Source organism: Limihaloglobus sulfuriphilus, assembly GCF_001999965.1.
In the GTDB taxonomy this organism is placed as follows: Bacteria; Planctomycetota; Phycisphaerae; order Sedimentisphaerales; family Sedimentisphaeraceae; genus Limihaloglobus; species Limihaloglobus sulfuriphilus.
The window spans coordinates 2,601,199-2,614,158 of record NZ_CP019646.1; the positions used below are offsets into that span (position 1 = coordinate 2,601,199).

At 47.1% G+C, this 12,960-nt stretch carries 12 protein-coding genes; 4 read left to right on the plus strand and 8 right to left on the minus strand.

What is annotated here, in order from left to right; all coding sequences use genetic code 11:
• Positions 1 to 68 precede the first annotated feature (68 nt).
• The 6 genes from SMSP2_RS09910 to SMSP2_RS09935 all read right to left on the minus strand — a co-directional run bounded on the left by SMSP2_RS09910 (position 69) and on the right by SMSP2_RS09935 (position 7,552).
• Positions 69 to 2,132: a hypothetical protein gene (locus SMSP2_RS09910; protein ID WP_146683799.1), complete on the minus strand. Its 2,064-nt coding sequence runs from the start codon at positions 2,130 to 2,132 to the stop codon at positions 69 to 71.
• A gap of 38 nt (positions 2,133 to 2,170) precedes the next feature.
• Positions 2,171 to 2,950, minus strand: coding sequence for a hypothetical protein (locus tag SMSP2_RS09915; protein WP_146683800.1), 780 nt, complete (start codon positions 2,948 to 2,950; stop codon positions 2,171 to 2,173).
• 176 nt (positions 2,951 to 3,126) lie between these two features.
• Positions 3,127 to 3,789 carry a PEP-CTERM sorting domain-containing protein gene (locus tag SMSP2_RS09920; RefSeq protein WP_146683801.1) on the minus strand — a complete coding sequence of 221 codons (663 nt, stop codon included), beginning with the start codon at positions 3,787 to 3,789 and terminating at the stop codon, positions 3,127 to 3,129.
• Positions 3,790 to 4,043: 254 nt separating this feature from the next.
• Positions 4,044 to 5,120: a substrate-binding domain-containing protein gene (locus SMSP2_RS09925; RefSeq protein ID WP_146683802.1), complete on the minus strand. Its 1,077-nt coding sequence runs from the start codon at positions 5,118 to 5,120 to the stop codon at positions 4,044 to 4,046.
• Between the two features lie 861 nt (positions 5,121 to 5,981).
• Positions 5,982 to 7,133, minus strand: coding sequence for an aldo/keto reductase (locus SMSP2_RS09930; protein WP_146683803.1), 1,152 nt, complete (start codon positions 7,131 to 7,133; stop codon positions 5,982 to 5,984).
• Between the two features lie 197 nt (positions 7,134 to 7,330).
• Complete coding sequence (locus SMSP2_RS09935; protein WP_146683311.1) at positions 7,331 to 7,552, minus strand: hypothetical protein; 222 nt, start codon at positions 7,550 to 7,552, stop codon at positions 7,331 to 7,333.
• A gap of 111 nt (positions 7,553 to 7,663) precedes the next feature.
• On the opposite strand from SMSP2_RS09935, the gene SMSP2_RS09940 reads away from it, so the two are divergent.
• The 3 genes from SMSP2_RS09940 (at position 7,664) to SMSP2_RS09950 (ending at position 10,480) form a co-directional block, all read left to right on the plus strand.
• Complete coding sequence (locus SMSP2_RS09940; RefSeq protein WP_146683804.1) at positions 7,664 to 8,815, plus strand: ISAs1 family transposase; 1,152 nt, start codon at positions 7,664 to 7,666, stop codon at positions 8,813 to 8,815.
• Between the two features lie 76 nt (positions 8,816 to 8,891).
• Complete coding sequence (locus SMSP2_RS09945) at positions 8,892 to 9,380, plus strand: GNAT family N-acetyltransferase (protein WP_146683805.1); 489 nt, start codon at positions 8,892 to 8,894, stop codon at positions 9,378 to 9,380.
• Positions 9,380 to 10,480 (plus strand): M20 family metallopeptidase, encoded by a 1,101-nt coding sequence (locus tag SMSP2_RS09950; protein WP_146683806.1) that lies wholly within the window; start codon positions 9,380 to 9,382, stop codon positions 10,478 to 10,480. The genes SMSP2_RS09945 and SMSP2_RS09950 overlap by 1 nt, the downstream gene beginning before the upstream one ends.
• Here the strand turns inward: SMSP2_RS09950 and SMSP2_RS09955 are convergent.
• Entirely contained in the window at positions 10,477 to 11,016 is a 540-nt protein-coding gene (locus SMSP2_RS09955) for a carbon storage regulator (RefSeq protein WP_146683807.1), read from the minus strand. The genes SMSP2_RS09950 and SMSP2_RS09955 overlap by 4 nt on opposite strands.
• 105 nt (positions 11,017 to 11,121) lie before the next feature.
• A complete protein-coding gene (locus tag SMSP2_RS09960) occupies positions 11,122 to 11,733 on the minus strand; it encodes an ATP-dependent Clp protease proteolytic subunit (RefSeq protein ID WP_146683808.1) in 612 nt (203 codons plus the stop codon).
• Between the two features lie 185 nt (positions 11,734 to 11,918).
• Here SMSP2_RS09960 and SMSP2_RS09965 point away from each other — a divergent pair, with 185 nt between their 5' ends.
• The gene (locus tag SMSP2_RS09965; RefSeq protein ID WP_146683809.1) at positions 11,919 to 12,863 is read left to right on the plus strand and encodes a hypothetical protein; all 945 of its coding nucleotides are present in this window, start codon (positions 11,919 to 11,921) and stop codon (positions 12,861 to 12,863) included.
• The last annotated feature ends 97 nt before the right edge of the window (positions 12,864 to 12,960 follow it).

Sequence of the window (12,960 nt, forward strand, 5' to 3'; positions counted from 1 at the left end):
TTACCTTTTATTCTATAATCTCGATTAAAGTCTCCCCGGTATTCACTGCCGGGGAGACTTTTAGATTTTTATTCAGATGACCAAACAGCGCCGTACGCGGCAAAGTCGATCAGATCTACATGACAGTCACGGTTGTAGTCAAATTTATAGAAACCGTTCCATATATCACCGCAAACCTCGCCGGCTATCTCAGAGCCGATCGCCTGCTGCGCGGCAAGTGCCAGCGGTATCGTGCTTCCCGCACCGTCAAAGTGCTCTTGGCGGCAGCCGTCGGCGGGGAAGACCATCATACCGATAATCTCATCATCGCTCTGCATCAGGCTGTAAAAATCGTTGATTGAATCAGCAAGCTGCTGATCGGTATAATCGGCGACTAAATTCATCGCTGAAGGCGGAATGATAAACAATTTCTGCTCAGGCAGTTTTATGCTTTTCATGTGGTTCACAATCGCCTGAATGTCCGCTATCTGCACCGGCTGGCCGTCACCGCTTTCATAAAGGTCAAACGCAAGCCAGTCCGCACCTGCCGGCAGAGTCTCTGCCGTTAAATTGGGAGCTACAGTGGGTGCGAAATTCACATAGACTGGTACCCCAGGGAAAGCCTCTTTCAGTGCCGCAATAGCTGTCTCAAGGTCGGCCTGTGAAACATTGCGGTGATACGGCTCGTCTATCGGAGAAAACGCGCCAACGTATTCTTCATAACCGTTAAAGAGAGAAACAAGACCGCTAACGGCATCTTCATAATTGCTCTTAAGCTGATAACCGCCGCTGCCGTCTGCTTCAAACAGCTGCCAGTGGGTATCCACAAGCATATAAGAATGATTAGCTACCGCGGCATCTGTCGCGCCCTGATTGGGGAAAACGTGGTTAAGGTTTGTAAATGAGCCAACCTCGGGGAAGGCATTTCCCCAGTTATTGAAGTCAGTATAGGCATGATAATAGCCATACCAGGTTGAAGGTTTACTCGGGTTCTCATAGACTATCGGATCAAAAGGATCATAATCTGGGTCATCAGCCGTTGACACTTCAACCGTATTGAAAATTACCGCGTTACTTTCACCCCATAGATTGATAGTAGAAGCGGCAGTATTTACCCATCGCAGCTCAATAAATGAAGTATCCAGCGCCTCGGCGGTCAGGTCGGTAACCATCTCAGTCAAAGCCGCGCGAGTGGTTTGAGCAAGCACATTACCTGCATCATCAACCATCTGAACAACCATGCTTGTACCGACGTTAAAGTACATTTTGGGTACGCTAACCGAAATAATTGTCTTTCCTTCGGCAGCGGTGTATCTTGCTCCGACATAAGCACCGGAATTGGGCTGAATCTGGTTAACCGGAGAAAACATTCCTGCATCCCAGCCCCAGCTTCCCCCGTCAGTGCCGAAATCATTCGTGTTGGCAGGGCTTATAAAATTAACAATCTCGTTAAAAGGTTTTTCCGCCCCGCCGTCAGCAACATCATAAGCCGTCCCGGAACCGATATACTCCCAGCCTTCAAGGCCTGCCTCGGCAAAAACTTCAGTTGTAATTGCATTAGTATCAAGCTCTAAAGCAACTTCAACCGAGCTGATTATAACACCGTTGTTTGCCCAGACGTTAGTCGTGGTAGAAGACGTATTAACCCATCTTATCTCCACTGCCGTTGTACTAAGTCCCGCGGCTGCTATATCCGTTACCATCTCGTTAGAAGCGGATCTTGCTGACTGCGCCACTATATTACCTTCACCGTCAGCGACCGCAACCGCCATATTAGCCCCGACATTGAAATAAGCCTTTGGAATATTCACACCAGTTATGATGTATCCCGCCGGAGCCTCAAACCTTGCGCCTGCCCAGGCACCCGATTCAGGTGTTATGTAGGCAGAGGGTGAAAATTTTGCCGCGTCCCAGCCCCAGGCGGCGCCATCGAGGCCGAAGTTGTTTGTATTGGCAGGGCTTTCCATTGAAACAAGATCCTGCATCGGTGCTAGAGAACCGCCGTCATCAATATTGTAGGCATTGCCGCTGCCGAGGAAATCCCAGCCCGCAAGGCCGTTGGTGCCGTCAAAAACCAGAGTCTCGGCAAAAGAAAAAGACGTTATGACTGTTATTACTGTAATTAACAGGGATAGAGATCTGAGCGTTTTCATATAATATCTCCTATTGTAGAGTTAATATGCAAATTTAGTTACTGGACGCAGTTCACATCAGCAGGGTCATTGCAGTCAAGCCAGTACTGAGCAAGAAGCTGTATGTCAGAGCTGTCAACATCGCAATCGCCGTTGAGATCAGCGGGCGGATATGGATTGTATTTCGTGCCGCACTCTGCGTCTTCTTCATCGATAAGTGTGATCTCAAGCTGTTCAATGTACATGGTGTTACCTGACCAGACCCATGTCGCAGCATATGGTGTAAGGACAAATTTTATCCTTTTAGTTGGGTTTTGGCTGAAGTCCACAACGGTTCCCTGCCACCACGGCACAGACATCGTAACGGGATTTTCCGTATATACCAGTTTGTCATCTTCATCATAAAACGATGCGGCGACAGAAGAATTCCCTCCGCTTGGGAAATTCCAAAAGGAGTTAATAACCTTTACGCTGGAAATCAGCTTACCGCTTATGCCGGCGGAAGCAAGGTCGAATTCATAACCTGTAGGATCTATCGTAGAACCGACAACCTGATTTTCCGCCCGTATCTGCAGGCCGTGAGTCTGAGGCACAAACTCGCCCGGCCACGGTTGCGTTGCAGGGTCGCCCTCCCAGGCAGAGTCCAAGGTAAATGAGCCTTCAACCCACGTCCAGTCAGTGTAAGTGTACCACAGCTGGCCGTCAGGCTGATTTTCAGGGTCGGGGCCCACACCCCATTTGAGGGTATTTTCATCAACAAGGTACCCGTCAGCATACAGACCCGATAAAACCACAAAACCGAGAGTTAAAAACAACAGTGCGTAATTTAATTTACTCATTTTTGTTTCCTTTTGTTAATTACTATAGAAACATTTAATTAGTCATTCAAGGCGCAAAATCCCCGCAACCTCAAAAACCAAACTAAAGTGATTCACAGAACCACTCATATAACTTTGTACCGCTGTAAATAAACACGGGCAGATTTTACTCTGCCCGTATGCGGATATTTCTGAATCTATTTTTTTCGTTTAACTAAGAACAGAGAACCCAAAGCCAGAACCGCCATTGAAGCCGGCTCCGGAACAGTCTCCGTATTTAGATATATCGGCTGGGTATAATAAGCATTATTCGTACCCCAAAGATTATGGGCCTGGGTTGCATAAACTATAATCCGCAATGCATCGACATTATCGAATGTTGGATTATCCAGACCTTGATTTTGAATCCAGCCTCCTGCAGGACTTGCCGACCAAAGAACATTTTCGTTGACATCGGTAATGCGGATCTCCATTGAACCTGTCAGAAAGTTGAAATAACCCGGCAGCCAGGCACTGACAACCTCTTCGTTGACACCATCAGGAACACTCCACTCATAACCTGCCCAGGTACCTGCCGGTATTGTATTTGGCGACGGTGAAGCCAAAGCCTCTACCCTCAGCCTTACATCATTCGATGTGCCATCGTAAGGGTCCAGGACATCGAGCGGGCTGTCAACATTACTCACCAGGTTAAGATAGTTCTCGTAGCCGGCAGAACCTACTTTCGTCCAGTCATTGACCGTGGATTTTGTCCACTGATCCCAATGATAGGAATTGCCGACATTGACTCCGGCACCAAAAGACGTGCATACGAGAGATAAAAGACATGCGATTGAAGTTATAACGACTAACTTTCTCATAATAAAAACTCCACTTAAACAACATTACTTTATCAAAATCTTCAAACGATGGCTTAATTATAACACAACAACGAAACAATACTATACATTTTATGAAATATTTAAAAAAAAAGTTTAAACATAAACATTCTTACATCTTAAATCACTAATATATAAAGACTTAAATAGCATTAAAATTTTACTATACATTTATATACATTTTGTCTTTTTTCGCTGATTCAGCCTTAAAAATAAACGTTTTTGAAGCAATTGCATCATATCGGCCTGCAAGAATCACGCTCTATGAGCTTATTAGCGACGAAAGAAAGGCTCTGGTCAACGGCTTTTCCGCCGAGTTGTTTATCTATCATATCAATCGCCATCTCCCCCATAAGGTCGTAATCGAGCGATGTGGTCGTTATGCGGGGATAGGTAGATTCACAGATATCGAAATCGCCTGTACCCAGGACAGAAACATCTTCAGGGACATTTACGCCGATATTACGCAGGTGTGAGATTGCCCAGGCGGCGATTTTGTCATCAAGACACAGTATAGCAGTAGGTGCCGGCTGGGTTTTATGGACAAAGATACTGTTGAGCTCGGAAACGACACGATTGTATTCATACCGGCACTCTTTGACTGTAACATCAAGGTCTGCCGCTGTTTTCTCTTTTACATCACGCACGGCGTTTCGCACCTCTTCTATATAGGGCTTTGTGAGCATATCGTGAAAGATAAGTATCTTTTTATGGCCGATTTGCGGCAGATAGTTCAGGCCGTACTCAAGCCACGGCCTGCCCAGCACCGCATACTGGGCTATATCGCTGTACCTGTAATCATTAAGTGCTACATACGGAATGCGTGCGGGAAACTCCTTTATCTGATTGATATGCTCCGTACTGAAGTTACAGCTCACCATCGCGGTATCTTTGGAGTCTGTAGAGAAAAATTTCTCCCGGAATATCTCCATAGCGTTTTCGAATGATGCAATAGCGGTATCGTATCCCTTTGAATTAGCCGCCTTTACAACGCCGCGTATAATCCTGTACCGGAAATCCGATATCTCAAGTATGTCGTATATGAGAACTACCGTTTTGATGTTTTTCCGGGCAAACACACCGTCACTGAGCATCTCACGGTTTATAAAGGTGCCCGAGCCGGCAATCCGCTGAAGTATCCTGGCAGAAACCAGCTCCTCCATCGCCTTTCTAACCGTACCCCTGCTAACGCCCCATTTAGCGCCTAAGGCCTGTTCTGTAGGGAGTTTGACCTGGCCGGCCTTAAACATCTCATCTATCATTTCACGCAGACGGGAGGTTACTTCCTGATATTTAGTAAAATTCGCTCTCATTCAAGATACCGCTTCTATAAAATGTTAATCAAAACCGAAAAAACTATCGGCCAAGTAACTGCTGCGGCTTATTATAACAAAACATTCCACACTTAAAAGAATCTTTAATGTTATCAAAGCACTCCGGAGTTAGTAACACATTGAAATACGGCAACAATCGCCATCGCCGAGTTTGAACCCTGCGAGTTCGTAGAAGCCCTCCCCGGAACAAAGTAAGACCGCTTTAGAAAGGCGCACTTTCTAAATACCAAAAAACTGACAAAATATCGTAGAGACGCAATGCTTGCGTCTCTCAACTCTATGCAGATGATGGACTTAAAAACTGAGATACAGTCAAAATCGCCGCATGCAATGCAACTTTACGGGGGCGTAAAAAACACTTTGGAATGCGGTGGCAAGCGCCGGCGCGACACCGCTTTGAAAATGTTATACACCCAAATACACCGCTGTTTTATAAGATGCTGCTCAACGGAATAAAAGCGGCGCCGCCTCGCTTCGCTCATTGTCGCGCGCACTCCAAAATACCGCACATACTGCATTTACCGCATCAGAGCCGCGAGTAATGTAGGTCGGGCTTCCAGCCTGACACTTTGTCGGGCTGGAAGCCCGACCTACGGCGGCACTTGCCCGTAAAAAAACGGCAGGAATTTATACCCCTCACAGCAGACAGCGTTTATTACGGTATTTTGTCGTGATACGGCACATAGACTAACCGCTCATTGACATTCGCGGCTCTGAAATACACACAGGAGCGGTACCAGCGGCCATCGGGAGCTATTGGGCGTACAGATGGACAGCAGCGTCTGGAGCAAATTCGTGAATTTGCTCTACCCTACTGCCTGCGTTCTAAAAAAAATCCGGTTATTTCCAACTCTGTTCTTCGCGGCGGGCGAGGTATGCCATTTCAGCGGCTATGGGGATATTCTGGGTGCACTTGGCTTCACACTCTTTGCAGGCGGTGCATTCGGAGGGTTTTTTGGAGGCATTTTTGTTATTTTCGCCGGTCAGCCAGTCGTATTTCTCTTTTGCTATGCCGGGAACCTTCAATACCTTATCATGAAAAACCACATCCATCATTGCCGGTATATCGATCCCCGCCGGACAGGGCATACAGTATTTACATGACGTGCAAACTTTGGCATTATCGGGCGATAACTTGTTCATGGCTTTTTCAATGGCCGAGATCTGGGCGGCGTCAAAGGCGGGTTTCTTAAAATTGGCTATGGTTGACTCTATATCCTCCGGTTTTGTGATGCCGCAGATAATGGTATCGACATTCGGATCGCTTTTGAGGTATCTGTGCCCTGCTTCCACCGCATCGCTTATGCCGACGGCGGATTTTACAGCATCGGCTATAACCGGGGAATTTTCCGCCAGCATGCCGCCGCAGGCGGGGTTCATGATTATCGTGCCGATACCCTTCTCATGAGCTTTGGCAACCACATCTTTGTATTTCTGGTTGAATATATTATACGTTAAAAGTATGACCTCGCACCAGTCAGCCTCGTCGATATAGCGGCTGATATTCTCCGGCTCATCATGGGTGGTAAAGCCGATATGGCCTACAAGCCCCTCGTCCACAGCGCGGCGGATACCATCGACCATCCCGCCTTTGCAGGTTGCCTTTTCGTAATTCTCGGGGCTGTTAATGTTCCATACCTGGTAGAAATCCAGATACTCGACATCCAGCCGCCGCATCGACTCTAAAATACGCTTATACGTGCAGTCTGCCGAGCTGTCGTCGGTGTCCTCGGCCTTGAAAACCCACGGTGAGCATTTGGTCGAGAGGATCACCTTTTCACGGTAACCGTCCTTAAGTGCTTTGCCCAGCTTTATTTCACTGTCGCCGTAACCGCGGGAGGTGTCTATATATACCATACCGGCGTCAATTGCCTGCCTGATAAGGGGAATTGCCTTGTCCATTTCGGGAAATCTCATCGCTCCCATGCTGACGGGGTAAACTTCGAGACCGCTGCGTTTTCCAAAGTTTATTTTTTGAGTTTGTTTTATCATAACGGCTATTGTAACGTAAAAACAGGTATTTGCAAGATTGCAGTTCTTTAGTCCGGCAACTCGCGTATCCTGAAACTAACAGGCCGGGAAAATGTACAAGCTCCTGTAAAGATACGCGGCATTTTTTGCCGGCGCGGCATCTACATTACCATCAACCACTGCGTCTTCCAGGGCAATCGCATCTAAAATATCATTTTTTAGGCTTTTCGGTTATTTTTTCTTTCAAGGCGTGTTATCCGTATGATTTCGTCAGCATATTGTTGCACTAAGTCCATGAATTGGTTGTAACTATCTATGTCAGCCTGCAGTGCTTCAAGCTCATCCTTTGGGACATATCGCACAACATTGGCTCCATTTTTCCACGTTTGGTGGTTGAAATGCTGCCGGTTTTTCATCTGACATATTTTCCCTCGTTCCATTCGCTCTATTTTTGCGATTTTTTCTAATAATTTTATAGCTTTTTTTGTCTTTTTCATTATAGTATAATATATAGTATTCTATATCTTTGCAACGTTAAAACGAGGAAAATTATGAAAAAAGAACAAAACCAACGCAGATTAATGGACTATTTTTCGACAATTGAAGACCCCAGAGTCGAGCGTACTCGCAAGCATGAGCTTAGCGATATTTTATCCATTGCAATTTGTGCAATAATTTGTGGCGCTGATGGATGGACACAGGTTGAAGAGTTCGCTCAGTGCAAAGAAGAGTGGTTTAAAAGTTTTCTTTCTTTGCCTAATGGCATTCCTTCTCACGACACATTTGGACGAGTATTTTCTTCTCTCAAACCCGACTCATTTGAACAATGCTTCCTCGAATGGGTCAATGCCTTAGCCCAAAAGAGTGAAGGCAGGCTCATAGCCATTGACGGCAAGACTATGCGTAGAAGCGTTGATTATGCATCTGAAAAAGCGGCTGTTCACATGGTAAATGCCTGGTGCGACACCAACAAAATGGTCATTGGGCAGATTGCAACAGAAACCAAGAGCAATGAGATAACGGCTATACCTAAGCTCTTGGAGTTAATTGATTTAGATGGTGCAGTTGTAACAACTGATGCTATGGGCTGCCAAAAGGAAATTGCTAATGCTGTAATTGAAAATGATGGGGACTATATCTTGCAGCTAAAGGCAAATCAGACCGGCCTGCATAAAAATGCAGTTACCCTTTTTGATGAATGTATAGACGATAATGTCTATAATATTCAATATACTGTTGCAAGTGAAACTGATGGAGGCCACGGCAGGGTTGAAGAACGCACATTGCGGGCTGTTTCAAATGTAGGATTCCTTAACTCTGAAAAGAAGAACTGGGTCGGGCTCAAGAGCCTGATATGTGTGGAGGCAAAGAGGAGCATAGGAGATGAAACAAGCGTAGAGAAACGGTATTACATATCAAGCCTGACTTGCAAAAATCCGCCAAATTTACTCAAATATATCAGGGGCCACTGGGGGGTAGAGAACTCCTTGCACTGGTGTTTAGATATCAGCTTTGCCGACGATGAAAGGAGAATAAGAAAAGGTTATGGAACAGAAAATTTTGCAAGGCTCTCACGAATAGCACTGAATCTGCTAAAACAGCAAACCAAGCACAAGGTCGGCATAAAGACCAGAAGGCTGTGCTGCGGCTGGAACGAGCAATACCTATATCGCGTGCTGACACAACAAAATAAAGGACTTTAGATGCGATTGCCCTGGGCCTGGAAAGATGAAACAGTTTTTTACTTTCAAAGATCAATTTTTTTATATAATGTACTCTATGGCAGAGACAAACAACAAACCGCTGAATATAGAGATCCGTCCGGCGGCAATAGACGATTTGGCGGATATATTCCACCTTGGCGAGAAACTTTTTCTCCCGCGGGAAGTCTCCAACCTCTACCGCACATGGGACGAATACGAGGTTACCGGTCTGTTCAATTCCGAGCCCGAACACATGCTCGTAGCAGAATATGAGGGCAAATTAGTCGGCTTCGCGATGGGCACGGTTATCGAGAAAAACGCCACTGCATGGACCTACGGACATCTCGTATGGCTTGGTGTTGACAGCGATTACTCACGGCACGGCATTGCCGGCACGCTGTTTGACGCGTTCAGCGAGCTGATGAGAAAGGCCGGCGTGCGGATACTGCTTATCGATACACAGAAGGACAACGACGCGGCGATCAGCTTCTTCGAGAAAAAGGGCTTTTCAAACCCCATAGACCACGTGTATATGAGCCTTAACCTTGACCTTGAGGATTCGTGATGCCCGGCAGGATAAACACAGAGCGGCTTCGCGAGCTTTTCAGGGACATGGTAAACATCTACAGCCCCACCGGCAAAGAGGGCCAGATTACCGAATATCTGGCACGCTATCTCTATGAAAACGATCTTCCCGTCACCATGCGGGAGGTTACCGAGGGGCGGCGCAATATCGAGGTTGTTTTCGGACCCGGCTCTCCTGAGCTGGCGTTTATAGGCCATATTGATACTGTGCCGGCATTTGATATAGAAAACTACGAGTACCAGGAAGAAAACGGCGAGGTCTTCGGCCTTGGAACCGCCGACATGAAAGGCGGATGCGCGGCGATGATAGAGGCGTTTGTATCGCATATCGAAAACGGCGGCAAGATCGAAAACACAGCCCTCTTTCTCGTCGTCGGCGAAGAAGACAACGGCGACGGCACAGCCGCAATGCTCGAGGCTATGAGTTTTCCCTGGGCGATAGTCGCCGAGCCGACAAACCTGGTTCCATGCTTCGACCATTTCGGCTATATCGAAATGCTTGTGCAGGCCTACGGCAGACGCCGGCACGCCTCCATGGCAGGACGCGACCAGAACGCGGTTTTCAGCCTTTTGCGGACGCTTCTGCGGCTGGCTGAGACAATCGAGACCGAATTCCCCGAGACGGTAATGAACATACGCTCCGTTCACAGCTCCGAATCCGGCTTCGCGGTGCCCGGCAGCAGTGAGGCATGGCTGGATATGCACATAAAACCCGAACAGGACAGCCGCGAATTTGTAAGTACCCTGAAAAAACTTGCCGACGAGTGCCTCTGCGGCGGTGCGGTTACCAGCCATGAGATCACGTTTCCAACCATTGCCGGCGGCTACAGCCTCGAGCAGTCGGGCAGATTGTGGGAAATACTCAAAAAAGCATACTCAAACCAGGGAATTGGCTGGAAACCCGGAACCTTCAAGAGCCATTCTGACGCGAATCTACTGCGGGATGCAGGCTGCAAACCGGTAATTCTCGGCCCCGGCAGACTGGCAAGGGCTCATACCAGGGACGAGGCCGTCTCGTTCGACGAGGTAGCCGCCTCCGCCGGGCTCTACCGCCAGATGCTCTCTATTATGCAGCCTTAATCAAACAGGGGTGTGTCAAAACTGCCGGCGTTTTCAAGGGTTTCGCGGCGTTTTTCCACAAAATCAACTGACACATCACAGCGAGAAGCAATTTTCTTCGCTGTGTCATCACTCTTGAGCAGCAACTCATCAACCCGTGGCTGTACGAGGAATTCCTTTTCGCGGCGGATTTTGTCCTGTTTTCTCACCTCGCGGCGCCAGTATTCCAGCTCTTTCTGGTAGAGTTTCTTGTCGCGGCGGATTTCATGGCCGTTTTTCTCTTTGCGAAACACTTTGATCTTTTTCGGCGTGGTAACGCTTAGCCTTATGCGGTTGTCATCATCAGGCCCAAGATAAGAAACACGTATTTTGCCCAGTTTATTGCCGATAAGCACCGATTCGTCACGGTTAATGCTGAGGCTGGTTTCTTTTGTCTTTTCACCGGTGAGCGGCGCAACGTCCTGGCGGACATTATCCTTACGGAAAAACCGCTCATAAACGAGGTCAAAGCCGATAACCAGGACCCACATCCCGGCAAGTATTATCAAAACCTGCATAGTGCTGACTCACAAAACAGTTGAATATTATTACTACTTTTAAAGTTTGAGTTTACCAAAACGGGCGAACAGAAACACTGATCACGCCCCCTCACGGGGCAAGATTTATTTACCTGTTGAGGGTGCCTTTGTGAGCACCTTATCAGCGAGACCGTAATTGATTGATTCCTGAGCCTCGAGCCAGAGATTTCTGTCGCAGTCTTTCTCTATTTTTTCCGGTTTTACGCCGGAATGCTCCGAGAGTATTTCATAAATTAGCTTCCTCAAACGAATTATCTCTTTTGCCTCTATCTCGAGATCGCTTGCCGTGCCCTGCATAACTCCGCTTATCAGCGGCTGATGCAGCATTATCCGGCTGTTTGGCAGCATGTAGCGTTTGCCTTTTGTGCCGCCGGCGAAGAGAACCGCTCCCATGCTTGCCGCCTGGCCGATGCAGTATGTGGCTACCGGGCAGCGGAGAAAACGCATCGTGTCATAAATCGCCAATCCGGCAGTAACCGAGCCGCCGGGAGAGTTTATATAAAAGTGAATATCGCTGCTGCTTTCCTCGTTGCTCAAAAACAGCATCTGGGCGATAATCAGATTCGCCGAGTTGTCATCCACAGGCCCGCCAAGGAATATGACCCTGTCTTTGAGAAGGCGCGAGTATATGTCAAAGGCCCGCTCTCCCCGGCCGGTCTTTTCAATTACCATTGGAACAAGTTGGTTCGATATCATTTCTTATCCATTTAACTCAATTATATCTCTAATTTAAAGCGGGTATTATATTCATAATTCGGCAAAAAGTGAAGAAAATCTTCTAACATATCTCTGAGTTCTTGTTAAAATGTAATTTTATAGAGTAATATATTAGATTTAAACGTAATTTTATTTAATGAAATTTCAAAAGGAAAGGTAATATTATGAAACGCATCTTTTTATCAGCTTTGATTTTATCTGTATTTGTAGGTACTTCTGCCGCACAGGAGCCGGCATGGGGAATAAACATAGACATCGAAAAACTGCGTGAATCGAGCCTGTACAAATTCTTCGAGAAAGACGCCGACAGCGAGGGCCGGCAAAAGGATATTGCCGAATCTATCGGCCTTTCAGAAGAAGAGCTGGGATTTAATCCGATAGAAGACCTGACCAGTTTCACCGCGTACAACACGAGTTTCGGCAAAGAAGAGGGCGTTATGCTGCTCAAGGGCAAATTTAAAACCGAAAAAATTGAGCAGTTTCTCGAAAAAGAAAACACCCACAGCACATCAAAGCACGGCAAATACACAGTTCACGAGTGGACACAGGAAGATATGAAGCTGGCGGGCTCTATCATAAGCGAGAGCTTCATAGTTGCCGCCACGGACAAGGCAAAACTCACCCAGACACTCGACGGCCTGGATAAAAACAGCCAGACACAGATGGCAAAGCTGATTGAGAAAGACAAAACCGCCGCGTCAAAGAATGCTTATTTTTATGTAACGGCCAAAGATATCGGCAAAAACATGGACGAACAGCAGTCGCAGCAGAACCCCATGGCACGGCAGGTAAAGGATATAGTCATATCCGCCGGAGAGAACGGCGGGAATTTCTATGTGAATTCGCTCGTTACAGCCGTCTCGCCCGAGGCCGCCGCACAGCTTCAGCAGATGATTACCGGCATGACCGCGATGTTCAGTATGCAGGCTCAACAGCAGCCGGATTCTCCCGTTGCCAAAATGCTCCAGCCGCTGAAAATTTCAAACGACGGCAGCAAAATCAGTCTCTCGTATGAGTACCCGGCAGAAGAGCTGGCAGAGCTCATAAAAAAGGCGCAGCAGAGTTCAACACAAAAAATTGCACCGCAAATGCAGCCAGGGGAGAATTAAGAATTACGGTATCAGGCAAATGCCAAGTCTGCGGCTTTTGCCTTTTCCGGTTAATCTTGTAATCCTTTCAAAATAATAAATTTAAAATCACCGAAAA

Coding starts and splice junctions, on each gene's coding strand:
- SMSP2_RS09910 (WP_146683799.1), bottom strand. CDS start 2,132: ATGAAAACGCTCAGATCTCTATCCCTGTTAATTACAGTAATAACAGTC.
- SMSP2_RS09915 (WP_146683800.1), bottom strand. CDS start 2,950: ATGAGTAAATTAAATTACGCACTGTTGTTTTTAACTCTCGGTTTTGTG.
- SMSP2_RS09920 (WP_146683801.1), bottom strand. CDS start 3,789: ATGAGAAAGTTAGTCGTTATAACTTCAATCGCATGTCTTTTATCTCTC.
- SMSP2_RS09925 (WP_146683802.1), bottom strand. CDS start 5,120: ATGAGAGCGAATTTTACTAAATATCAGGAAGTAACCTCCCGTCTGCGT.
- SMSP2_RS09930 (WP_146683803.1), bottom strand. CDS start 7,133: ATGATAAAACAAACTCAAAAAATAAACTTTGGAAAACGCAGCGGTCTC.
- SMSP2_RS09935 (WP_146683311.1), bottom strand. CDS start 7,552: ATGGAACGAGGGAAAATATGTCAGATGAAAAACCGGCAGCATTTCAAC.
- SMSP2_RS09940 (WP_146683804.1), top strand. CDS start 7,664: ATGAAAAAAGAACAAAACCAACGCAGATTAATGGACTATTTTTCGACA.
- SMSP2_RS09945 (WP_146683805.1), top strand. CDS start 8,892: ATGGCAGAGACAAACAACAAACCGCTGAATATAGAGATCCGTCCGGCG.
- SMSP2_RS09950 (WP_146683806.1), top strand. CDS start 9,380: ATGCCCGGCAGGATAAACACAGAGCGGCTTCGCGAGCTTTTCAGGGAC.
- SMSP2_RS09955 (WP_146683807.1), bottom strand. CDS start 11,016: ATGCAGGTTTTGATAATACTTGCCGGGATGTGGGTCCTGGTTATCGGC.
- SMSP2_RS09960 (WP_146683808.1), bottom strand. CDS start 11,733: ATGATATCGAACCAACTTGTTCCAATGGTAATTGAAAAGACCGGCCGG.
- SMSP2_RS09965 (WP_146683809.1), top strand. CDS start 11,919: ATGAAACGCATCTTTTTATCAGCTTTGATTTTATCTGTATTTGTAGGT.